Source organism: Aquimarina sp. (assembly GCF_977115655.1).
In genome coordinates, this window is sequence record NZ_CDSBKO010000018.1 from 35754 (window position 1) to 61558 (window position 25805).

Annotated in this window: 20 protein-coding genes; 18 read left to right on the plus strand and 2 right to left on the minus strand. The window is 32.4% G+C overall.

Going from position 1 to position 25805, the window contains the following annotated elements; genetic code table 11:
• The first annotated feature begins 2 nt into the window (after positions 1-2).
• From ACZIYX_RS09620 to ACZIYX_RS09670, 11 genes are all read left to right on the plus strand, one after another.
• Positions 3-6464, plus strand: a complete 6462-nt coding sequence (locus ACZIYX_RS09620; protein WP_462682013.1) for a T9SS type A sorting domain-containing protein — start codon at positions 3-5, stop codon at positions 6462-6464.
• Positions 6465-6714: 250 nt separating this feature from the next.
• Positions 6715-7503 carry a hypothetical protein gene (locus ACZIYX_RS09625; protein WP_462682014.1) on the plus strand — a complete coding sequence of 263 codons (789 nt, stop codon included), beginning with the start codon at positions 6715-6717 and terminating at the stop codon, positions 7501-7503.
• Positions 7504-7629: 126 nt separating this feature from the next.
• The gene (locus ACZIYX_RS09630) at positions 7630-9093 is read left to right on the plus strand and encodes an AAA family ATPase (protein WP_462682015.1); all 1464 of its coding nucleotides are present in this window, start codon (positions 7630-7632) and stop codon (positions 9091-9093) included.
• Positions 9094-9372: 279 nt separating this feature from the next.
• Positions 9373-10059: a zinc ribbon domain-containing protein gene (locus ACZIYX_RS09635; protein ID WP_462682016.1), complete on the plus strand. Its 687-nt coding sequence runs from the start codon at positions 9373-9375 to the stop codon at positions 10057-10059.
• Between the two features lie 11 nt (positions 10060-10070).
• Positions 10071-11189, plus strand: a complete 1119-nt coding sequence (locus tag ACZIYX_RS09640; RefSeq protein WP_462682017.1) for a TMEM70/TMEM186/TMEM223 family protein — start codon at positions 10071-10073, stop codon at positions 11187-11189.
• A gap of 35 nt (positions 11190-11224) precedes the next feature.
• On the plus strand, positions 11225-13039 hold the full coding sequence (locus tag ACZIYX_RS09645; RefSeq protein WP_462682018.1) for an OmpA family protein: 1815 nt from the start codon (positions 11225-11227) through the stop codon (positions 13037-13039).
• An 88-nt stretch (positions 13040-13127) separates the two neighbouring features.
• On the plus strand, positions 13128-13898 hold the full coding sequence (locus ACZIYX_RS09650; RefSeq protein WP_462682019.1) for an ABC transporter permease: 771 nt from the start codon (positions 13128-13130) through the stop codon (positions 13896-13898).
• Positions 13899-13902: 4 nt separating this feature from the next.
• The gene (locus ACZIYX_RS09655; protein WP_462682020.1) at positions 13903-14730 is read left to right on the plus strand and encodes an ATP-binding cassette domain-containing protein; all 828 of its coding nucleotides are present in this window, start codon (positions 13903-13905) and stop codon (positions 14728-14730) included.
• Between the two features lie 37 nt (positions 14731-14767).
• A complete protein-coding gene (locus ACZIYX_RS09660) occupies positions 14768-15328 on the plus strand; it encodes a porin family protein (protein WP_462682021.1) in 561 nt (186 codons plus the stop codon).
• A gap of 375 nt (positions 15329-15703) precedes the next feature.
• On the plus strand, positions 15704-16162 hold the full coding sequence (locus tag ACZIYX_RS09665) for a tRNA (cytidine(34)-2'-O)-methyltransferase (RefSeq protein ID WP_462682022.1): 459 nt from the start codon (positions 15704-15706) through the stop codon (positions 16160-16162).
• A complete protein-coding gene (locus ACZIYX_RS09670; protein WP_462682023.1) occupies positions 16155-16403 on the plus strand; it encodes a VF530 family protein in 249 nt (82 codons plus the stop codon). Before ACZIYX_RS09665 ends, ACZIYX_RS09670 begins: the two co-directional genes overlap by 8 nt.
• Positions 16404-16454: 51 nt before the next feature.
• On the opposite strand, the gene ACZIYX_RS09675 is transcribed toward ACZIYX_RS09670, so the two are convergent.
• Entirely contained in the window at positions 16455-16958 is a 504-nt protein-coding gene (locus ACZIYX_RS09675; protein WP_462682024.1) for a hypothetical protein, read from the minus strand.
• 269 nt (positions 16959-17227) lie between these two features.
• On the opposite strand from ACZIYX_RS09675, the gene ACZIYX_RS09680 reads away from it, so the two are divergent.
• The 5 genes from ACZIYX_RS09680 (at position 17228) to ACZIYX_RS09700 (ending at position 22955) form a co-directional block, all read left to right on the plus strand.
• The gene (locus ACZIYX_RS09680; RefSeq protein WP_462682025.1) at positions 17228-17635 is read left to right on the plus strand and encodes a hypothetical protein; all 408 of its coding nucleotides are present in this window, start codon (positions 17228-17230) and stop codon (positions 17633-17635) included.
• Positions 17636-17860: 225 nt separating this feature from the next.
• Entirely contained in the window at positions 17861-19039 is a 1179-nt protein-coding gene (locus tag ACZIYX_RS09685; protein WP_462682026.1) for an imelysin family protein, read from the plus strand.
• A gap of 72 nt (positions 19040-19111) precedes the next feature.
• Positions 19112-20521: a di-heme oxidoreductase family protein gene (locus ACZIYX_RS09690; protein ID WP_462682027.1), complete on the plus strand. Its 1410-nt coding sequence runs from the start codon at positions 19112-19114 to the stop codon at positions 20519-20521.
• A complete protein-coding gene (locus tag ACZIYX_RS09695) occupies positions 20522-21640 on the plus strand; it encodes an imelysin family protein (protein WP_462682028.1) in 1119 nt (372 codons plus the stop codon). It begins immediately after the preceding gene.
• The gene (locus ACZIYX_RS09700; protein WP_462682029.1) at positions 21627-22955 is read left to right on the plus strand and encodes an HTTM domain-containing protein; all 1329 of its coding nucleotides are present in this window, start codon (positions 21627-21629) and stop codon (positions 22953-22955) included. The genes ACZIYX_RS09695 and ACZIYX_RS09700 overlap by 14 nt, the downstream gene beginning before the upstream one ends.
• A gap of 32 nt (positions 22956-22987) precedes the next feature.
• Here ACZIYX_RS09700 and ACZIYX_RS09705 read toward each other — a convergent pair whose 3' ends face one another.
• Positions 22988-23512 (minus strand): LytR/AlgR family response regulator transcription factor, encoded by a 525-nt coding sequence (locus tag ACZIYX_RS09705; protein WP_462682030.1) that lies wholly within the window; start codon positions 23510-23512, stop codon positions 22988-22990.
• Positions 23513-23858: 346 nt separating this feature from the next.
• Between ACZIYX_RS09705 and ACZIYX_RS09710 the strand changes: the two genes are divergently transcribed.
• Together ACZIYX_RS09710 and ACZIYX_RS09715 are read left to right on the plus strand one after the other, a co-directional pair.
• Complete coding sequence (locus tag ACZIYX_RS09710) at positions 23859-25172, plus strand: PDZ domain-containing protein (RefSeq protein WP_462682031.1); 1314 nt, start codon at positions 23859-23861, stop codon at positions 25170-25172.
• A gap of 93 nt (positions 25173-25265) precedes the next feature.
• Entirely contained in the window at positions 25266-25724 is a 459-nt protein-coding gene (locus ACZIYX_RS09715) for a COG2426 family protein (RefSeq protein WP_462682032.1), read from the plus strand.
• The last annotated feature ends 81 nt before the right edge of the window (positions 25725-25805 follow it).

The following is a 25805-nucleotide window of genomic DNA, read 5'->3' on the forward strand; positions in this document are numbered from 1 at the left end:
CTATGAAAAAGATAATATTTATTTTAATAATAGTATTAACCTCAATTAAGATATCTGCCCAAACATATACTGTTAATATAAAAGGGCATATAACTATAAATGGAGGAGCAAAAAAATTGTCTGCAACTTGTACAGATGCAAAAGGAAATGGATTAATGAATATTGTTTTGGTATATCAGGATGGTACCAGGGATTATCTTTTAAATAAACCGCTCAATACTGTAGGGGTAATGAATAAGGATTTTGATTACTCTAAAAAAATACCTATATCTAAAAGAATTAGGGAAATTACTATATATAGTGCCACTATCAAAAGAAATAAAAAACCGGGATCAGATAAGTGTAACGAATCTTGGTATTTAAATAAAAGAATACCTGTGGGGGATACACATTGTTTTTATAAAACATATACTAAAAACGAAATATTTGAGGGGAGATTTGGTCCTGGAAGCAAAGCAACTATCAATATAACCCCTGATCTGGAACTAAATTTTGCAGATGGCAGACCTAATACCAGTATATACCAAGGGTGTGCAGATGGTGCAATTGGGATAAAAGCACCATCTGGATTTGTATCAGGAAATGACATATATGTATGGGAGTTTCTGGATCATATCAATAAAAAAAGACAGTTATCCATTGGATATATAAATGCAAAGAAAGATGAAGAAAATAAACGATATAGATATGAAAGCTGCAAGTATTATAGCGGCGGTGCTTGTGGAGATCTGCTCATAGAATGGAAAGCAGCTGTTGCTTTATTAAAAAAGTATGAAAACGGAGACCTGGATAAATATGAGGAAGTACCGGTATGGAGGTTGGTTTCCAATGTAAGAGGCAGATCTGATGTTGCAATAAAACTTAGTGATATATATTCAAATACAGAAGATCAAAAAAAAGCATTAACCAAAAACATAGATATTAGATTAAACCCAAGTTGTTATATTTCTCCTAAAAAAGTAACACCAGTAACAGTACAATATCTACCACCACCGCCAAAAATAGCTAGAGTACCAAAAATAGAGCCTATGGCATGTTCCTATAGTGCTACAGCTGAGTTTACACTGTTTTTTGATCGACAGGTACAGGATCATGAAGCAATTAATATTAATTTACTGGTAAAAGATGTTAGAACAGGCGCATACCGAAGTGTCGATAATAACACAAATATTAAATCTTTTACCAAAATTAATAACAGTACATGGGGGTATAAATACAAACCTGGAAAAAATATTACTGTAGGGGACTATAAAATAGAGGTTAGCGGATATAAAAGAGGAGGAAATAGTGCCACACCTTTTTGTAAACAGTACGAGTATTTATTTTCTGTAAGTGCACCCTCCAGAGTACGATTTGATGCAGAAAAAATACGAGATGAAGTCTGTTATGGTAGTAAGGATGGGCAAATTATAATTACGGCTTCCGGTGGCACAGGAAGCTATCAATATAGTTTGGATAACGGGAGAACATGGGTTTCTTTACCAGAATCTCCTTATACTGTTAAAGAGTTGCCACCAAAAACATACAACATACAAGTAAGGGATTCCAGAGGGTGTTTTGATAAAGATAATGCTACAGACCTAAATAAAAGTATACCTGTTACAATAGATGCTATTGCACAAATCGAGCATCAAATACTTGCAGATGGAGTGGTTCATCCCAGTGTCCCCAATGCAAAAGATGCAACTATTACTATAAATAGGGTAAGAGGTGGCACCCCATTTACAGGTGTGGGATACATGTATAAATATCAAGTTTTTTTAAACGGCTCTACATCTTTTACAAGCGGTACAATTACAGCCAGTAGTACAACGATATCAAATCTTCCGGCAGGAAACCATACCATTGTATATACCGATGCAAAAGGATGTTCTACAATTCCACCAATTAATTTACCCGAAATAGAAGATCCATTACCAATACAATTTGACATACAAAAACAAGAGCCCAATTGTTCTGATGCAGATGGATCTCTGGAAATAATTAATTTAAGAGGAGGGTATGCACCCTATACCGTTTCATGGAGTAAAGATGGTATAGGATATGGTACAGGTACTATAATAACAGGAAATCTAGGTAGTTATGATGTGGTTATTATTGATAAAAGAGGAGGCAGAGCAGAACAAACGGGAATTCAGTTTGATAATGTTCCTCAGCCAATTTCTATTGCCAGTATTGATATCCAACCCATATTGTGTTATGGAGATAAGTCTTCTGTAACCATTACAGCAATAGGAGGGAAATCCGGAGAGTATCAATACGCATTATGGACAGGTGCAGCTACTTCGGTTTGGCAAGATAGTAATGTATTTGCCTTAGATGCTAATACAACTTCGGGGTATCGTTTTAGAATAAGAGATCGTAATGTAATAACTTGTGATTCTGAGATATCTGATAGGCAATTGATAGATCAACCTAGTAGAATAGATATTAGCATTGTTGGTGTAACACATAACAACATCTTTAATGATAATAAAGGATCAATAGAGATAAATGTAGCAGGAGGAACACCAGATTATGGCATAACATGGGAGAGAAATGGTGTTCTAACCTCTCATACTGGCACCTCTGTTTCTGGTTTAACAGCAGGTGATTATGTTGCCGTTGTAAAGGATGTTAATAATTGTGAGGTAAGATCATTGGTAATACCGATAGAAGAACCTGAAGAACTCACCGTGTCTATAAAAGAAACAATTAGTATACCATGTTATAATGAGGTAGGAGCATTGACAGCAAATGTAAAAGGTGGATCATTAAAATATACATACCAATGGTTTAAGGATGGCAAAAAGATAAATGATGAAAATTCTAATACTTTATCAGATATAAAAGCAGGTAGTTATAGTGTACATATAGAGGATGGATATACATCTACAGATATTTCTTATAAGCTAGAAGAACCCAAAGAATTGATTTTACCACTTCCTGCGGTTAAACATGTTTCATGTTTCTTGGGTAATGATGGAAAAATCATTGCTAATCCTAGTGGAGGTACCAGACCTTATTATTTTTCTATAGATGATAAAAAGACATATATTTCAGAAGATGACCTAACGAATTTAACTTTAGAAAAATTAGGGGCGAGAACCTATGATGTTTGGTTAAAAGATGCTAACGGTTGTGAAATAGCAACCCCCCAAACAGTTACACTTAACTCACCAGATGAGATTAAGGTTACCGCAAAATCAATAGTACATACAACTACTGTAGGAGGTACTAATGGTAGTATTATATTGAATGATATTACAGGAGGAACAGGAACATATACCTATAGTTGGAACAAACTAGGAGATGCAGGTTTTATTAGAACAACAAAGGATATAGATAATTTATCGATTGGCGCATATACGATTTCTGTACAAGATGCCAATGCTTGTATAGCCAAAAAAACTTTCGAAATAAGCCAACCTCTTCTTATATCGGTAGATATAGAGATTAAGAACCCTATCCTTTGTTATGATGATGCTTTGGGAGAACTTTTAGCTACAGTAAAAGGAGGATATCCAATAGAATCTACCTCCGCAGATTTTGAATATCGATGGTATAGAGTAGAAAATAGTGGAGATATTGCTATCAATACAGATGTTACTCTTGATCGTTTAGAAAAACTAAAAGCAGGAACCTATAAAGTAGTAACCAATGACTCTCAAGGAGCTACTGCAGAAACTATTATAGACCTTACTCAGCCAGAATACCTTGTAGTTACGCTTAGCAGTGCTTTTACAGAAATCCTGTGCCATGGCGACGAAACAGGAAGGATTGATGTTACGGTAATAGGAGGGCCAAAAAATCCCGATACAGGGGATTATTTGCCATATACGTATCGTTGGACAAAAGCAGAAGATCCTGATTTTGAAGCTACAACAGAAGATCTTCGGGATATGCCCGCAGGTACATACAACGTAGTTGTGATTGATGATAACCTATGTACAACAACTCTTAAGGAAGCAGTAGTAATCAACCAGCCAGATGCTTCTTTAGAAATATCAAATATCGAGGTTACACATCTTACAGGATACCAAACAGGTAATGGTAGTATTAGCCTCGATGTTAATGGAGGGGTAAAACCTTATATTTACAATTGGAGTAATTTGGAAGACACATCATATACATCATCAAGTGAGGATGTTTCTGGTCTAAAACGGGGAAATTACCAACTTTTGGTTACAGACAAAAATGGGTGTACTATATCAATATCTCAAGAGGTTACAGAGCCAGAAGAATTAACTGTCACAATTATACCGTTAACAGATGATCAAGCAATTCAATGTTTTGGAGAAAAAACCATAATACCTTTAACAACAATCGTAAATGGAGGTGTGGGAGAGTATACTTATCAATGGTATGAACAAGCAGATCCTGATAAAATATTGTTTACCACATCTATTACAGAAACTCCGGTCTTAGCAGGAACCTATACCGTAGTGGTTACAGATAAAAACGGAAACACAGATAAGGATACTTATAGTGTTGTTCAACCTGAAAACTTAGATGTTTCTGAAACAATAACGCATCTTAAATGTGCGGGGGAGACTAATGGAGAAATTGATATTACGGTACGTGGCGGTGTGCCTCCATATACATATTTATGGAGCAATGGCGAGACTTCTGAAGATATAAAAGATTTAATCTACGGAGATTATACAGTTGTTATAAAGGATACTAATAACTGTACAGTAGCAAAAACAATTAGAGTAAAACAACCACTTGCAATGTTTGTCTTTGGCGATATCATTAGACATTATCCATCCTCTAATGGGCTCAGGGATGGAAATATTACTGTAGAGATAAGAGGAGGAACACCTCCTTATCGTTATGAGTGGAGAGATACCGGTGGAGTGTTACAAAGTAGTATGACCAATGTTCTTGGCAATGTTGGTGTAGAAAAATACTCTTTAACAATAACAGATACTAATGATTGTGAATTATTTATAAAAGATGTAGACTTATTTGAACCGCCTGCATTAGAAGCTACAATTCGCCAGGTTAGTGTTATATCATGTCATGGAAATACTTCAACAGGACGATTAAGTGCACTGGCAATGGGCGGGAGACCATTCAATAACACAAAACAATATAATTATCAATGGTATAATGCAGATACAGATGAGCAGGTTGGAGTTGATAGTGCAGTATTAGAAAATATCGGAGCAGGAAATTATTATGTGATAATCTCTGATGCAGCCGGAGAAACGACAAGAAGTCTTACGTTTGAGCTGAACGAGCCGGATCAATTGGAAATAACATTCGATACAGATTTCAAAAATTGTGGGGATGGTGAAGATTGGGCGATTGTAGCTCAGGTAAAAGGCGGAACAGCACCATATAATTACGTATGGAATACTGGAGAAACGAATAATGCTTTAGAAAATGTTGTAGGAGGCACATATAGTCTTGAGGTTACCGATGTAAGAGGATGTTATGTTGCAAATCAGGTTGTTACGATTTCTCCGGAAACATTAGTGGTAAGTCATATATCTACAATTCCTACATGTTATGAAGGATGTAACGGGAGTATACTTTTAGAAACAACAGGAGGAACACCCCCTTATACATACCAATGGAATAATGGAGATACAAGAGAAGACTTGATCAATATATGCTCAAATACATACAATGTCGTCATAACTGATAGTAAAGGATGTCAAATTACCAAAGAGATAATTCTGGATAGCCCAGAAGAGTTAATCGTAGATTTAGGAGAAGACATTACCTTGTGTAAAGATCAAAGTATTGTATTAAATGCAACTATAACAGACCCTAATGCAACATATTTGTGGACTTCTACAAATGGGTATAACAGTACAGAACCAACAATCAAGATAAGTGAACCAGATACCTATGAAGTAGTAGTTACTGACTCTAAAGGGTGTGTAACATCGGATAGTATATTTATTGATAAAATAGAAGATGTAATTTCAGCTCAGTTTATTGCTTCTACGCAAGTGTTTGTAGGAGAAGAATTTGTGATTGTAGATAATAGCGATCCGATACCGGATCATGTAGATTGGATATTTCCAGAAGAAGCAGAAGTAACCTTTGAAGATAATAACTATGCTGAAGCGATATTTAACACTCCGGGAGAATATGAAATAACGATGAAAACATATTTAGGATTATGTACTGCGGTTTCTACTAAAAAAGTTGTTGTTGTAGATAAAGAGTTTGAAGGAGAAAGAGGAGCCGAAAATAATGTTGAAATTAATAGTTATATTGATTATTTGGTATATCCAAACCCTACCAATACAGGAAGGTTTAAAGTAGATGTGAACTTGTCAAAATCTCAGAATATTAGCCTCAAAATTTTTAATATAGTTAACAATACCTTAATTAATTCCAGAACAGGAAAAGAAAAAGATACATATACATTTGATTACAATATGGAAGCATTGCCGTCTGGGATTTATTTTATTTTGTTAGAAACGGCTTCTGCCAGTCAAGTTAGAAAGTTAATTATAGAATAGCAATATAAAAGTAACTTTAAGCCTAATTTAAACCGTTTATCCCCCAAATAAACGGTTTTGTTATTCTGTCATAAATTAAGATTGTAGGCGTATATATTTAGGTTAGTTATTAAATGAGTTCATTATCTTTGAAAAAACAACAACCTCCGGAACAAACTCATAAGGGATGCGCTTCCGGAAAATATATTTTGTTTCGGGGCAAGTATCGGGTAATTATACACTCAATAAAAGATTAAAAAAATAAAAAATTATGGGTTGGGATATAAGCTATCATCCAATATCAGAAAAACAAATTGAAGATTGGTACTTTGATGTATTAGACAATCAAAATTTAATAGAACAATTAGCTTCTGAAAATAATATTGAAGATTTCTATAAAGATAAGTATGCCGAAACAATTAAAATAGGAGCACAAACTAAAGCAGACGATGTGTTTGATAAAAGTCATGGATATTATATAGCTGTTGTTCAAGGGTTTTTTCAGAAATTTTTCTATACCAGAGGCTCTGCACTTTCATTTTCTGAAACCCCATTACTTGAAAAATATTTTAAAAAATGGGAGGAGTTTTTGCCAAACGAAAAACGGATTAAAAATGTAAACAATCAAATCATTGAGAATTATTGCTCGGGCGTTTACATTCCTAAAGATAAAGTAATAGAATTAATCGATGATTATGATAGTGAACCTGAAATTAGACAAGAATTAGATCAATTGTTTTCTGATAATAGAATACATGTTTTTTTAAAAGCGCTGAACTTTGCAAAAGATAATAGTCTAGGTATACTAGAAGCAACAGAAGTAATTGAACCTAATCCAATAGATTTAAATAGTTCTTCCTGTTATTCAAATTTGTTTAATTGTGATCCGGAAGGAGCTATGCTTTATCGGCAAGCAGCTATGGAACAAATAGCACAGATTGAGAAAAAAGAAAATTTAGAAGCAGGAACTATAGCGTCAAAAGCAGAATATAAAGTAACCAATATCGATCCAATTGAAAAAAGGAAAGGAAAGGACTTTGGAAAAAAATTAGGGAAATAAAATGCATTAAGGTATACCTTGTTAGTTTGCTTATTAATTATTAATGATAACAGGCATTTTTTTATTTTTAGCAAGATAATAACCCCCAGTTACTATATTTGTTTAAAAATTTTAAAATAGAAAGTATTGGAAATCTCTTCAGACTATATAAATATCCTTAAAAGAGAAGGAGATAAAGTATTTGCAATTTGTAAGCACTTAAATACTAAAACAGAATTTACAAATACAATTTCTTCCGTTGTAAAAGATGAATTTCGAGGTGCTAATTATAAGGCAGAGCATATTCTTTTAAGAGATGTAGTTAAAGTATTTGAAGATTTTTTGAATATACATCAGGGGTCTTTTAAAGTAGTAACAAAGATCAAGTTTATTTTAGTCTATTTTTATGAAAAGCTACAAGGTAGAGATCTAAGTACAACTTATGATTTGAAAAAATTAAACGAGCTTCCTTTATCCTCACATTTTGATAAAAATATAGATATCATTAGAAAAACTTCTTTTTTTGAAGCAGTAGAGGAGATGAAAAATGAGTTTGTTTTCCCTTCTGTTTTGCTAAAAATTAAAAGTGAACAAACCTTAAGTATTATTTCGTTTATTAACAGAATAGCTTCTCTTATCGTAAACGCAGACGGTACCATTACAGAAAAAGAACGAGAGTTTTTAAAGCAAATATCTAATAAAACAAATAATCCAAAGATATTTGTAAAAAAAGCAAGATATAATGAAGTGCCAGAAGAAGATACCATAGAGATTGTACTTCAGGAATTAAATGAATTAATAGGGCTTGGTGATATCAAAAAAAATATAGAAGACCTTACTAATTTTTTAAAGATTCAAAAAATACGGGAAGAAAAAGGATTAAAATCCTCGAATAACTCTTTGCATGCTGTTTTTATGGGGCCTCCGGGTACTGGTAAAACAACAGTAGCAAGGCTGTTAGGTCGAATATATAAACATCTGGGGTATTTAGAAAAAGGACATTTGGTAGAAACAGACAGAGCAGGTATGGTAGCCGGATATGTTGGACAAACAGCTATCAAAGCAGATGAAATCATTAAATCAGCAATAGGGGGAGTTTTGTTTATAGACGAGGCTTACGCACTTACTTCTGGAGGATTGAATGATTTTGGATCAGAAGCAATCGAGGCGTTATTAAAACGAATGGAAGATTATCGGGATGATCTGGTTATTGTAGTAGCGGGTTATCCAGACGAAATGCAAGAATTTATTCAAAGCAATCCCGGATTACAATCCAGATTTAACAGATATTTTAAATTTGATCATTTTAATGCAGTCGCATTGTTGGATATTTTTAAACTTTTTGCAAAAAAATCAGATTTTAAATTAACAGAAGATGCTGAAGAAAAATTAAAAGAAATATTAGACAGGATTTATGAAAAAAGACATAAAGGGTTTGGTAACGCAAGAACAATTAGAAATCTGTTTGAAAAAATTATAGAAAGACAAGCCAATAGAATTATTTCGATAAGCCCAATTACCGAAGATATATTAATGACATTGACCGAAGACGATATCCCCGAAATATTAAAAACAGTAAAAGAAATTATTCTTTTTGAAGAAGAAGAATAAAGAAAAATATCAATAAAGTCCCGTACAAAAAATAGTAAAAACAGTAAAAAAAACGTATTTTAGAATTTTATGTATATAGTTTCAAAATATTTATGAGCTATATAAACTGTAACAAATTACAATAAGATAACACTAATAAAATAAAGTAAACACGTATGGTAATATATAATTGTAGGACGGGAGAAAACTAAAAAAACAGTGTTGTTTATTAGAATTTGTATAAATTTACCACCTTGACCAACATTTTAGTACCAATACGTTTATCAAATAAAATTTTAAATGGCTAAAGAAAAATTTAATTGGAAAGGTCTTTTTATAAACGAAGAAACTTCTGAAGAAAAAAATACTACAGAAATACCACCACAATCACAACCTGTCTCTAATTCTTTTCCAGAATCTGTTAAACCAGTTTCAAAATTTCCAGAACAACCACCAAAAGCAACTTTGGTAAGTGATACTGTATTAAATACAATTATAGAAATGTACGAATCTGGTTTTGATTCTCTTAATAAACCAGGATACGATTTTTATGAGTTTTTTAAAGCGATTAAAGCAGTAGGCTCAAATGATCCATCTATATATAAGATGGCATTAACAATGGCACAAGGAGTAGACCAAAGTGTAACCAAAGACACACTTCTTACACAAGCAGATTTTTATATAAATGAAATAGAGAAGGTACATAAGCAGTATCAAACTCAAGGCAATGCTAAAAGAACAAGTATTCTTAGCGAACAAAAAGCTAAAAAAGATACCTTAAATACAGAAATATCTGATTTAGAAAAGAAATTAATTGAAATTCAGAATCAGATAAGCGTGAAGAAAGATTTACTTCAGTCTTTAGATGCTGATATAATGTCAGAAGTTTCAGAAATAGATCAAAAGATAGTTGCTAATGATAAAGCAAGATCAAAAATTTTAGAAACGATAGAAGTTGTTGTAAACGGAATAAAAAGTAATATATAAGCAATACATTAATGGATCAAGAATCAAAAAGTCATTTATTAGATCTTCCTATTCTTAAGCATTTCGATGATGAAAAAGGAGAAATATCTTTAAATCCTAAAAATTGGAGAAATGGTGAAAAAGGATTAAATACTTTTCTTAAAATAGCATTATTTGCAGGATTAGGGTATGCAGCGTGGATATATGTTCTTCCACCTTTGTTTACCGCATTAGGACAAGTAATAGCATTGGCAGGAGTAGCTGTTTTTGTTATATTTTTTATCTTAATGTTACCAGTAATCTTTAAATTTTTGCGAAGAGTAACAAGAGGGATTCATAAATCATTAATTAAACATGACCCTTTTGGAGAATTGCAAGAACAAAAAGAAAAAATGCTTTTGAACAGAAAAGTGTTTAAGGACTCCAAAGCAAAAATAAGAGCTTTAAAAAGTAATATGGAACTAGAGGCGTCTAAAGCCGAAAAAGAATCTAAAGAATTTCAAGACCACGTATTAACTTTACAAAAACAGGCAGAAACTCTTAGAAGTAAGATGGAAGCTATTATAGCTCAAAAAGGACAGGCAGGTAAAGACACAGACGAGTATGTAGAGTTACATAGTGCTCTTGCAAAAAAGCTGTCACAATCACAACAAGTGGCACACCAGTTAAAGCAAAGTAAAAGCTTTATTCAAAAATATGGTAGCAGGGCCAATGTAATGGGTAAATTAGATAGAAAGCTAACACTTGCAGGGACTGCTATAGATATTAAAATATCAGATTTTGAAGTAACTATCAAAATGCTGGAGAAAGAATACCAATTTGCTAAATCCGCAAAAGCAGCAACAGATGGTGCTAAATCCGCTATGCTGTTCACCAAAGACTGGGAACTGGAATATGCACTGGATGTAATAACAGAAACTATTGCCATGGATATAGCAAAAACACAAGAAAATCTTACAGATATTGATATGTTAACCTCTAAGTATGATATGGATAGTGATGAATTATACTCGCAATTAGATACATTGGCAGATAATATTAAAACGGGAAAAGACTATATCCCGGATTCTAAAAAATACAAAAACCCTAACTACAAACTAACAGCCGAAGATAAAGATGCTAGTGGAGGTTTTGGAAATATGTTTGACTAACTAACTGGAATAAAAATTATTATAAAAATTAAAAAATGGGTAAAATCTTAAGAACCAAGAAACTCACAACATTATCCGAACTCATTCTTGTAATTATTTTGCTAGGAGGTATTCTGGGGGCAGTATATTACTTTGCACCAGGTTTAAGAGTTGGAGAAGCTAAACAATTAGACCAACTAAACATAAATAAAGATGAAGTAGATAACGTTACAACTTCAGAAAAATTAGAATTACCATCTACCAGTCTTTCTAGTGATGTAAAAAATAAGCCACTTGTTAGAATGGCAGCTTATGCATGGAACGCTCAGTCTGGTATAATTGTGTCTAACGGAGGACCAAAGACCACAAAAGGTTCTTTAATGGAAAAGAATGGAGTTAATTTAGAGATCATCCGTCAGGATTGGCTTTCTGAATTAAGAAATATGCAAATGAAATTTATCGAGGAGTTTGATAGAGGCGAAGAATTTCCTGACGCAGATAAAAGTGCATTTGCTATCATGATGATGGGGGATGGGGCACCTTTTTATATTAGTACCATGCAACAAGCACTGGATGATAAATTTGGGAAAGATAAATATCATGTACAAGTAGTAGGAGCTGTAGGACTTAGTTATGGAGAGGATAAATTAATTGGGCCACCAAGCTGGAAAGTAGATCCAAAGAGTATGAAAGGATCTTTAATTTCTGCCGTACTTGGAGACGGGGATTGGGTTACTGCACTAAACTATGCTTTTGCTAATGGTTTAAAAGTAAACCCAGATGTTACTACGTATGATCCGGACGCAGTAAACTTTTATCCATCGCAAGATGATGATTATATAAAATCTGCCGAAGAACTTATCAAATCACAAAAAGCAGGATGGACAGTTCCTCTTAAAGAAGTTAAAAACGGAAAACTAACAGGAAAAACGATCAATAAAAAAGTAGATGGATGTGCTACCTGGACGCCAGGAGACAAAATGGTTTTTGATGCTTTAAATGGATTTACAGATATTATCTCGACAAAAGAGTTTAATAACCAAATGGCAACAACGGTAATTGCAGTAAAAGAATGGTCTGTAAAACATCCGGATATTGTAAGTAATATTTTAAAATCTGCTTTAACAGCCTCTAACCAAATGAAACAATACGATGAGTGGCGAGTAAGAGCGTCTGAGGCAATTGCAAAAACATACGATTTGGAAACACCAAAATATTGGTATGATATGTTTAAAGGACAAAAAGGAAACAAAAATGGAATCGATTATAATATGGGAGGATCCAGAGTATTCAACTATGCAGATGTAATGCAATATTATGGGATTACCGATGGTACTAACCGATATAAAGCAGTATACAATCAGGTATCTTCTTATCTAAGCGAGCTTAACCCTTTTGGGTTCAACGAGTCTGTAAAAAGGATTGTGCCTTATGATGAAGCTGTAAATCTTTATTTTATCAAAAATATCAATGATATTGATGCAGGTTCAGCTTATAAAGCAGATTATACAAAAGAAGCAGAAGAAGTACTAGCCTCTGGAGAGTGGAATATTAATTTTGATACAGGAAGTGCAAATATTTCAGGATCCTCTGCCAAAACTTTAGAAACCATATACAACCTTCTTATTCAGGCAGAAGACACAAAACTTAGATTAGAAGGGCATACAGATAATACTGGGTCTACAGAATCTAATTATGATTTATCCCAAAGACGGGCGCAATCGGTAGTTAACTTCCTTAGAAGTAAAGGAATACCGCAATCTCGTTTTCAATCTGTAATAGGAAAAGGAGAAGACGAACCTGTAGAAGCAAATACTACAGAAAGCGGTAGAGCCAAAAACAGAAGAGTTGTGATTACACTTTTAAAGTAATATGATAGTAAACCAATAAGGGCCGTCTTATATATAAAAGATAATATGTTTTGTATATAAGACGGCTCTACTTTTAGCAACCAGTTTTATGAAGCATTTATTTAAACCATTTGAAAAAATCAGCAAAAACAATCGATTGCTAATCATCGGTGCATGGGTAGCAATAGTTTTGGTTTTCTGGTTTGTTTCCAGTATGGGGGAGCGACATTTATTTCCTTCTCCAAAACAAGTGTTAACAGGATTTACAGAGCTTTATAATGAAGGCTTGGTAGTACATATAGGTAGTTCATTGTTACTTTGTGTAAAAGCCATAATAATAGCCGTAATTATTTCTTTAATAGTTACGTACCTATCTACAATACCGGTAATGGCGCCAATAGCCAAAACCCTAAGTAAACTTAGATATTTACCACTTACAGGAATATCATTTTATCTGGCAATCCTTATTAGCGATGCAAGAACCATGCAAGTATGGGTGCTGGTAGTATTTATGAGCACATATCTTACCACCTCTTTATTAAGTATGATTAGTTCTATACCGCAAGAAGAATTTGATCATGCACGATCTTTGCAATGTAACCGATGGGAGGTACTGTGGGAAGTCGTTATAAAAGGAAGAATAGACTATGTTATCGAGGTGATCCGACAAAACTTAGCAATTGTTTGGATGATGTTGGTTACGGTAGAGTCTATTTTGGTAGCAGCAGGAGGACTGGGGTTCCTGATCAAGAACTCAGATAAGTTTATGAACCACGGCAGGATTATAGCATTACAAATAGTAATATTGCTAGTAGGGTTGTCTATAGATTTTGTATTAGACTACTTAAGAAAAGCTTTTTTTAGATACTCCAAAATTTAGATAAATGAATTATAGCACGCACAATACATTATTATATGTAGAAAACTTAAGTGTCGCTTATGGTGATAAAACAGTAATAAAAGATATAAATTTTGTAGAAAAAGATGTGGTTAGAGAAAACAATGTTACAGGGCAGGTAATTGCTTTTGTAGGTAGGTCCGGGCGTGGTAAATCTACCTTGTTTAGAGCAATGACAGGTTTAATCAAACCTACTACAGGTAAAATATTGATAGCAGATACCACTACAGATATAGAAAATGATGCAAAAGAAGTACACGAGGGAGATATTGGCTTTGTAGATCAAAAATATACACTGTTCAGGAATAAAACAGTATATCAGGCATTATTGTTTGCATTGCGTAAAAAGAACATCTCTAAAGAAGAAAAGCATACTATAATAATGAAGTACCTGTCGGATTGGGGGTTAGAAAAAGCAAAAGACCAATATCCTAATGAGTTGTCAGGAGGACAGAGACAGCGTACTGCAATTATAGAACAAATACTATGTTCTGGTCATTATATGGTGCTAGATGAGCCATTTTCAGGCTTGGATGTAGGAAACATTGAAGACGTTAAAAAAGCATTTAATTTAATTACCACCACGCACGAGTTTAATACCATTATATATTCTACACACGATATAGAGCTGGCAGTTGAGTTGGCAGATAGCATATATGTAATTGGCTATCCTACTATTAATGGTAAAAAAGAAGAGTATGGCACCATAGTTAAGCATTTTGATATGAAAGAGCTAAATCTGGCTTGGAAAGACTATGGACTGGATCATATTGAAGTAGTGAAGCAAATAAAAGCAACTATGCTGGCTTCGTAAATATGCTTGTTTGTTTTATATTTGAATATGAGTTATAATGAGGAATATATTAATTTTTATTGTTTTACTATTTAATTTAACGTTTGTTAAAGCACAAAATGTAAATGTAGGTTTTAAAGGAGGAATCAATGTTTCTAATTTTAATACTTCTGGATATGAAAGAATACCAGGTTTTCATATTGGTTTATTTACAGAGCTTTTAATTAAAGATAGGTTTAGCTTACAGCCAGAACTACTATATTCAACTCAAGGCTCTTCAAAAATGACCATGGATAAGGAAACTGTAACAAATTTAAGCTATGTTGATTTACCTATAATGATTAAATACAGGGTATTAGATAATTTTAATGTTGAATTTGGTCCAGAATTTGGTTTTTTGATTTCCAAAAAAACTCATGTCGATGGAAAAGAAATAGACATAAATGATAATTTTGAAGATCTTGATTTCGGATTAAATATAGGTATTGTTTATAGTTTTGAGAGTATATTTAATTTAGGTGTTCGTTATAATTATGGTTTTTCAGAAATTAATACTGTAAAAACTAACGATAAAATTAAAAACGAAGTAATACAATTATCATTTGGAATTAAATTATAATTACATTTTGGAAACAATACCTTTGGGTAATTTGGGTTTTGGTAAGATTGCAAGGTGTTTTTTTAAATTTCTAATAAAATATTAGTGTTGTCGGGTTAAAATAAGTAAAGTATCTACCCCCTCCTTCCGTTAAATCATTAAATTTTCAGGATTTTAATCATTTGAGAGGTTGCCTTTCGACTTTTATTAAAAAGATTTTGTTTTTTCAATAGGAACTATTTTTAAACACTAGTTATTAGAATATTAAAAATTTTCATAAAACCTTATTTTTTAGAGTGATAGCAATCTTGAATCTTTATCGGATACTAATGATAAAATGTATAGATTAATTCCAAAAGGAAATATAAATAGCAATTAAAAACAACACAAATACGTATGGGGTATAACATTGTACTCATAGAGCCAGAAATCCCTATGAACACTGGTAATATTGGTCGGCTAAGTTTAGCATCGGGATCTAAATTGCATTTGGTAAAACCTTTTGGTTTTGAGTTGGATGACTCCCGGTTAAAAAGAGCTGGTTTGGATTATTGGAAACACATTTCTGTACATATTTATGAAAGTATAGAAGAGTTTTACTTGTTAAATAAGGATAAAAATATGGTTTACTTATCCAGTAAAGCAAAAAAAGATCACTATTCTATAGATTATAAAGACGATATGTTTTTTGTTTTTGGAAAAGAATCTGTAGGATTGCCAGAAGATATAACTACCAAAAATTTGGATAAACTCTATAAAATACCAATGTATAGTACTCATATTAGAAGCCTGAACTTAGCTAATGCTGTTAGTATTGTTGTTTATGAAGGATTAAGAAATATTTATAATGGATAATAAAAACCAGAATAAAGAACAACCTAATAATCCTTTGCATGGAGTGAAATTAGCGTATATATTAGAGTTTTTGGTAGAACATTATGGTTGGGAACAATTGGCGGGGAAAATCAATATTAATTGTTTCAAAAAAGATCCATCAATTAAGTCCAGCCTTAAATTTTTAAGAAAAACACCATGGGCAAGAGATAAGGTAGAACAGCTTTATCTTCAGGTAAATAAAAATATTAAAAAACAATGAAGACACTAAGCAGTATAAAATAAAGATTAATTTAATCGTTATAGAAAAATCTTACTTAGTGATTTTTTTCCATGCAAATCTTAATATAAAAAGCAAAGCCAAGAAGAATAACAATAGATATTGAATCTTTCCAACAAAAAATACTCCAAAAAACATTCTTTGTAAAATGTAGGTTATTATAAAAGTAATAACAATAATTACAAATAATCCAGAAAGCTTGTCAAACCCTGGTATTAAATACATAGGTACTGTTTTATTGATAATAAGCAGAACTATTACCATAGCAATTATGGGAGCAAAATAGGCGAGAATATTAATTTCGAGCAAATTTGTTCTCAAAAAGAAAAAACTATATACAGTTATAATTAAAGCTAATAACCCGGGAATAGCTACTGCATAAACCAAAATACTATACAAATAGGTAATAGGAGATTTAAAATTCCTTCTGTTAACTACAGCAAGACCCAATAAAGATATCACAAAAAGGGCTACAAAATAACCTATTATTAGAAACGGGTAGTTTTCAAACCATTGTAATATATCCTGTACTGTCATAAGCTAAATTGTTAAAAGAGGAATCAATCTTTCTTTTTAAAAATTCTATAGAGGATAAAGTTAGAGTATAAATTATTAATAAAAAAGAGAAGGTTAAAAAGGTATAATTTCCTTTTCCTTTTTACTGATCCAAAATATGGACCCCCCTGTTTTCGGGGTACTGCGTTTTCACGGAAAAGAGTGTTTGAGATAAGGGCGAGATATATCAAATTTGTACCATCAATAAAGAACAAGAGTTTATCTTAATAGTTAACATTAAAAAACAGATCATGAAAAAAGTAATTGTAAATCTTTCTTTAGTTATAGCAATATTGTTTGCTTCTTGTAAGAGCGAAACAAAAGAAACATCAACATCTTCAGAAAACACAGAGAAAACCGAAAAAAAGGAAGATAATAGTTCTAAGGAATCTGCTACAGCAGGAGTTCCAAGTTTTAGCGATAAAAATGTTCAGGAATACGTAAATGCTTATGAAGCATATATAGAAGAATATAAAAAAGCAGTAGAAAGTAAGGATATGACAGCTTTTGCTTCTCTTGGGCAAAAAGGCCAGGAATTGGGGACAAAAGCGCAGGAAGTAATGGGGAACCTTTCTGGGGAAGATGTGGTAAAACTAAGTGAGTATATGCAGAAAAAATCAGAGCAATTGCAAGAATTGTCTCAGAAAATGATGCAGTAAATTTAGTTGTTGAATCCTTATTATAGTTAGTTGAGTTGGACTGACCTTGTTCTTTATAAGAATGAGGTCAGTTTTGTTTTTGAGCTATTTATTTGATTCTTTTTAAAAAGTAATTAATAAATAACTTAGTTGTTTTATTTGAATTTAATCTAAATAAAGCTTGTTTTTTTTAAACCGAAAAAATACATTTGCACTTTATTTATAAAAAGTCTAAATAAATATAGGATGAAAAAAACACTAATTGGATATTATTTTTTGAGTGTATTAACACTATCTGCGATTTCATGTTCTGATGATGACGATAGTAATATTACAGACTCATCTTTAGTAAAAAAATCAACAGTAATAGAGAACTATGCAAATTTGGTGTTTAAAAACTATCAGGATGCATTTGATGGGGCTAAAGCATTACAAACGTCTATTGATACATTTGTTACAACACCAACAGAAACAAATTTTGAAGCAGCCAAAACTGCTTGGAAAACGGCTCGTGAAACATACGGTCAAACCGAAGCATTTAGATTTGCAAATGGACCAATAGATGATAATGATGGCCCAGAGGGATTACTAAATTCTTGGCCATTAGATGAAAATTATGTGGACTATGTAGATGGGGCTCCTAATTCGGGAATCATTAATGATGTTACAACATATCCAACAATTAATAAAACCGTTTTAGAAACCTTAAATGGTGTTGGTGGAGAAGAAAACGTAAGTGTAGGGTACCATGCAATAGAGTTTTTACTTTGGGGACAAGATTTAACCACACCAGCAGATAAAAAAGCAGGACAACGGCCATATACTGACTTTGTAGATGGTGGTACCGCAACAAATCAAGGTAGGAGAAGGGATTATTTATCTGCCTGTGCAGAATTATTGACAGACCATTTACAACTATTATTAGACGAGTGGAAATTGGGAGGTAAGTATCGTACCGAATTTTTGGCTCTTGAAGAGGATGCAGCATTAAAAAATATGCTTACAGGCATTTCTACATTAGCTAAATCAGAATTAGCAGGGGAAAGAATTTTTGTAGCCTATGATAACCAAAATCAAGAAGATGAACATTCTTGTTTTAGTGATAATACCCATAGGGACATTAGGTTAAACCTAGCAGGAATTGCAAATGTATATAGGGGAAGTTATAGTACAGTAGATGGGAGTTCCCTGGAAGATTTAATAACTGAAAAAAATCCAACTTTAGGAGCACAAATTACAGCACAATTAGCACTAGCAGAAGTTGCAACAAATGCGACAGCTGCTCCTTTTGATTTTGCAATTTCGGATACGACAGAAAGATCCAAAATATTAGAAGCCGTTAATGCACTTAGAGCATTAGGGGATAAGTTTGTTGAAGGTGGTACTGCATTAGGTATTACAGTCTCTTCAGAATTACCAGAATAAATTTATTTTAAAATAAAAATACAGATCAGAACCTTTTTGGGTTCTGATTTTGTGGTTGAAAAATTAAAATTAATGCTACATAAAATCGTATTAAAAAAAATACTATTACTAAGTATGGCAATAGTAATCATTAGTTGTAAAAACGATGATGATTCTGATTATGTAGTTCTTGCTCCAGAAGAAAACGAAGCTTTTTCTGGTGGGGAAACTACCGTTTTTGATATTTCACCAAATGCCTTTGGTTTTCAGGCTCCTAATTTAGATGAAAATAATGGATTACTTTTTTTTACAGGAAACTCTTTATTTAACCAAAATTGGGTTACAGCTCCAGCATCTACCACGGCAAGAGATGGTTTAGGACCACTTTTTAACTCTCGTTCCTGTTCTGGATGTCATTTTAAAGATGGACGAGGACGCGCCCCTTTATTTGATGGAGAAAAATCATCAGGATTGTTATTTCGTCTTAGTGTCCCAGGTACTAATGCAGTAGGGGCTAATCTGCCTGATCCCAATTATGGTGGGCAGTTTCAAGACGATGTAGTACAAGGTATATTGGTCGAAGGAAATATAAAAATTACTTACGAATCCATACCTGTATCCTATCCAGACGGGGTAACTGTAACCTTACAAAAACCTACTTATAATTTTGTAAACTTAAACTATGGCGCAATGGCTGGTAATGTTCAGGTTTCTCCTAGGGTTGCTAACCAAATGATTGGTTTAGGCCTATTAGATGCAGTTCCCGAAAGTACCATATTGGGGTTTGCAGATGAAGCAGATGGTAATGGGGACGGAATTTCAGGCAAGCCTAACTATGTATATGATATAGAAACAAAATCGATAAAGATGGGGCGTTTTGGGTGGAAAAGTAACCAACCAAACTTAAAACAGCAGGTAGCAGGTGCTTTTGCAGGTGATTTGGGGATTACGTCATCGTTATTTCCAGATGAAAATTGTCCTCCAACTATAGATTGTGCAACAATAGCTAACGGAGGAACTCCAGAAATACCAGATGAAAATCTGGACAAAGTAGCATTATATTCTGCAACTTTAGCGGTTCCTGCTCGTAGGGATTTTGATAAACAAGAAATATTAGAAGGAAAACAATTATTTGGAAAATCAGATTGTATCGCTTGTCATATTCCTGTAATGAAGACCGGGACGTATCCCATAAAGGCATTAGAAAATCAAATTATCAGGCCATATACCGATTTGCTATTGCATGATATGGGGGATGGATTGGCAGATAATACACCAGATTTTAAAGCAACAGGTACAGAATGGCGCACACCACCATTATGGGGGGTTGGACTTATAGAAACAGTTAATGGCCATACCAATTTATTGCACGATGGTCGTGCCCGTACTATTGAAGAGGCTATTTTATGGCATGGAGGAGAAGCATCTGCTTCTAAAGAAAAATTTATGAATTTGACCGCTACAGACAGATCAAAACTAATTGACTTTATTAAATCTTTATAAATGAATTTTTCAATCAAAAAAGTATACATCGCTATTTTAGGGGTAACAGCAATTGCTAGTTCTTTATTTATTAGTTGCGAAGAGGATTCAGAATATACCTCGGAAGTGCAGTTTTATAAAAAAAATCAATTAACAAACATATATGATAATGCGATAGTGCCACTAAGCGCAGATTTTGTAAAACAAACAGGGGAATTAGAAGTTTCGATCTCATTATTTAAAGAACAAACAACACTTGCCAATCTACAAAACATTCAAAAGCAATGGAAGGATGTACAAATGGTTTGGAAACAATTAGAGCTATATGATTTAGGTGAAATAGCCAATACTTTTATTTCTTTTGAAATTAATCGCTGGCCTGCAGATATAGCAAAAATTAATGCTAATATTGAAGGAACAGCAGTGCTTAATACAAACTTTATAGCCTCAATAGGATCTTCTTCAAAAGGAATATCAGGGATAGAATACCTTATTTTTTCTCCTGAAGGTAATGAGGTAGTATTGGATACGTTTACAGGTAGTGAAAATGCTGCCCGAAGGTTAGAGTATTTATTAGCTTTGAGTACAAACTTAAAAATAAAATCTACGGATCTGCAAAAGCTTTGGAAAGATAATAAAGAAGGTTTTGTAAATGCGTTGGAAAACGGAATTAATGGTAGCCAAAATCAAGTTATAAATGCTATGGTAACTTTAATAGAGGAAATCATAATCTCAAAATTAGGAAACGCATTGGGGGATACTAATGGAGGTAGGATAGAGCCAAAACGGTTAGAGGCATTTTATAGCGGGTTTTCAAAAGAAATTCTTCAACAGCACCTCATGGCTTTAGAAAAATGTTTTACCGGTGATTTTTCAAAAACACCATTTCGTGTTGGGTTTACAGATTTCTTAACGCTTATTGGCAACGAAAAATTCTCTGATAAGATAAGCACCCAATTTTCTGTTTGTCAAACAAAATTAGATGCTATAAATGGCACTTTACAAGAAGAAATAATAGTGAACCCTCAATCAGTAATAGAACTTAAAGACTCCTTTAGGGATTTATTGGTGCTTATAAAAGTAGACATGGCTAATATTTTAGGGTCCACGATAACATTTAATGACAATGATGGGGATTAAGCAAGTATTAGCAATATTCAATAAATCAACATCTATTGTGCCATTAGTTATTTACAGAATAGTCTTTGGGATTTTAATGTGTTTTTCTCAAATACGTTTTTTATGGAAAGGTTGGGTTGAAGATTGTTATATTTCTCCAAAAATGCATTTTACATATCAATATTTTGATTGGATAAAGCCAGCAGATGCAACAACAATGTATATAATTGTTGTTGCATCTGCTGTATTTGCATTTTTTATAAGTATTGGGTTGTTGTACAGAGTATCTGCCATTTTGTTTTTTTTATCCTTTACTTATTTAGAATTGATAGAAAAATCATGGTACTTAAATCACTACTATTTTGCTTCTTTAGTAGCCTTTTTATTAATATGGATTCCTGCACACCGCAATTATAGTGTAGATGCTTTACTACAAAAAAAGATAAGACTATCCAGAGTACCATCCTGGACTATAGATATTTTAAAAATACAAATAGCAGTAGTATATATTTTTGGAGGTATTGCCAAGCTTAAATCAGATTGGTTATTAGACGGGCAACCTCTTAAAATATGGCTAAAAGCAAGAACAGATATACCAGTATTAGGACCGTTGTTTTCATACGACACTACTGCATATTTTTTTAGTTGGAGTGGTATGCTATATGATCTTAGTATTCCATTTTTGTTATGGAACAAACAGAGTAGACCCTGGGCTTATGTTTTGGTGGTTGTATTTCATGTTTTAACTTATATACTTTTTAATATAGGAATGTTTCCTTGGTTAATGATCGCCGGAAGTTTAATTTTTATAACAAACAGTGAGTGGAAAACTATTTCTAAAAAAATAGGTGTTCCTTTAAAAAAATGGGAAACAACGACAAAAGGATATGTCACACATAAAATGGCGATACCTTTGTTGTTATTCTTTATCACTTTTCAATTTTTATTTCCGTTACGACATTATATTTTGACCGATAATGTTTTGTGGACAGAAAACGGACTTCGATTTGCATGGCATGTTATGATTATGGAAAAAAATGGTTTTACCGAGTTTACCATTATAGATAAGGATACCAATAAAAAGTTTACAGTATACCCTTCAGACCATTTAACAAGTATACAAGAAAAACAAATGAGTTTTCAACCAGATATGATTTGGCAATTTGCACAATATTTAAAAGAAGAATATCATAAAAAAGAATATAATAATATATCCATATTTGTAACCTCTAAAGTATCTCTTAACGGAAGACCATCAAGATTATTTATAGACCCTAAAATTAATTTATTGGGTTTAAAAAGCATGGATGATATGTATGGATATGTTATAAAATAAACAAGCTATAATTATTTTTTTTAAAACAGGTATTACTCTATTGGTAACAGGTTAAAGTCAAAAGAGTTTCCGATAGATATAAATTCTCCATTGGTCATTTCTACAGATTCATTATTATATGATTTTATATGATTTTTATTAATGATCGAAGATTTTTGGATTCTGATAAAATCATCCGAAAGGTTTTCTAAGCATTTTTTTAGACTTTGATATACCGTAATTTTTTTACCATCACTCATCATATAGTTAACATAATTACCTAACCCTTCTATGTATATAATATCTTTAGTTTGTACCCTGTAAACACGTCTGTTGGATTTTAATAAAACAAAGTTATTGGTAGGGATTTCTTTCTTAGACCTTTCTTTAAAATAAAGATGTAGGATATAAATTGAAGAAACAAAAAAGATAGTGCTGTTAATTAGTATTATCGATCGTATAAGTAAGTTTATTTCCAGAATTTCAACAATGTTGAAGATTTCTTTATTGTCAAAAAAGAAATATATAAAAAACCTTTGAGATACTCCTGCTATAATAAGTAATATGGCATAATACAAAATAAACTTAATAAATTTTTTATTTAGTAAAAATTGAGGAATTAAATAAAGAACAGTAAAATAAACCGCAAATATTCTAATAGGAAGTAGTATGAATTCTAAATAGAAAGAGGATTTGTAATCATTATTTTTTACCCAGATAAAACTAAATAAGATATAATACAAAACCCAGAATAGTATCTGGATGCTTATTTTCTTTTTTCTTCTCAATTCTTCAGAAACGGTGGTCATATATCCTGTAAAACTATATTTTCAAATAAAAAGTAATGGATTTCGTATAAGTTTATTATTTCAAAACAATCAAAAATATAGATTGCCTCATTAAATAATCTTAATAATACGATAAATGACAAAATATTTTATAAGTATAGTATCGTTTTTTTTCTTCACAATATCGGTATATACTCAGGAGTTAGCACGAAGAGCATCATTTGAAGCGAAAATATCCTGGCCAGACAATAAAACCCCGGGAGTTAAAATCCAGAAAGTAACAATAAACACTCCTTTAGCCAAAGCTGGTTTTATAGAAAATGATATTATTATAAGGGTTAACAACAGGCTAATAAAAAATAGTGAAGATTGGGGTGCAATATTATATGCAATTAAATCAGGTCAAGAAACTATAATTGAAGTAAAAAGAGGAGAGTTTTTTATCAAAAAAAATGTACAATTAAATCCTTTACCAAAAGAAAACAACGAAGGAGTAAATACACTATATGAAGATATTGTAACAGATTATGGTATAAAACAACGGGTGATAATAACAAAACCCAAAGAAAAAACTAAGCTACCTGCTATATTTCTGGTTCAGGGATTAAGCTGTTCTTCTGTCGAAAAATACTCAGATAGAAGTAATAATTGGATAAAACTTATTAAAGACTTGGCAGAAAAGTCTAATATGGTTTTTGTAAGGATTGAAAAACCAGGAGTAGGGGATAGTGAAGGAGATTGTGGCGCAACAGATTTTATAACAGAATTAAACGGATACGAATCTGCTGTTAAAATGTTAAAATCAAAACCATATATTGACACAACAAAGGTAGTGGTGTACGGTAATAGTATGGGAAGCGCCATAGCACCTTACTTAGCAAATAAGTACAATTTGGCAGGAGTAATTTCAGATGGTACTTTTTTTAAATCCTGGTATGAACACATGCTGGAAATAGAAAGGAGGATTTTGGAAATAGAAGGTAAATCCCAAAAAGAAATCTATGATTTAATGAATATGGTATACATACCGTTATATTATAAAATGCTTATAGAAAAAAAGAGCTATCAAAAAATATTAGAAGAAAATCCCTTGTATACAAAATATCATCGACAAGGATTGCAGCACATGTATGGGAGACCTATGAAATATTACCACCAATTACAGGATTTTAACTTTGCGGCAGAATGGGAAAAAATTAAAGTGCCGGTTAGAATAAGATGGGGAACCAATGATTGGATAATGTCTGAAACAGACAATGATATGATTATAGAAGTACTTAAAAAATCAGGAAACCAAGATTATAAGCTATATAAATATACTGATCTCGATCATTGGTCAACCATTCATAAAGATTATAGTTCAAGTTATAATTTTAAACCAGGAGAATGGAACGATAATATTAGTAAGCAAATTATAGATTGGGTATGGGAGATCATAGATAGAAAATAGTAGGAAACAAAAAATTAATCGTTTTTTATGATTTAAAAGTATGGTGTAAATTATTTAGAACTGTAACTTTGCAAATCTTAAGAAAGTTAACTTGTGATTCAGGATATAATTATTGCAATTTTGTGGAGTATTTCTCCTTTTGGAGAAGCAAAAGTGGGGATTCCCTATGGAATGTTCAGAGGGCTGAATATTTATTTGGTATTTGTGGTATGTTTTGTATCCAATGTATTGGTTTTTCCTTTAATGATGTTTTTTCTGGAAAAGGTAAATAATTATTTTCTTAAATGGAAAACATATAAAAAATCTGCAATCTATGTGGCTCGAAAAGCAAAAGTAGGGTCGGGGGATAAAATTCAGAAATACGGATTTTGGGGACTGCTATTTTTTGTTATGATCCCTTTACCTGGTACTGGAGTGTATGCAGGAAGCATTGCAACATATTTATTTAAAATCCGAAAAAGAGAAGCATTTGTAGCAAACACTATCGGTATATTTTTCTCATCCGTGATTGTTTGGGTAACTACTTTGCTTACAATGAAAGGAATAGGGTAAGACTTCTTACCTTTATTTTTTTTATTATAACTGATAAAAATCATAAATTAAAATCATAAAAAAATTTAACATTGATGCTTA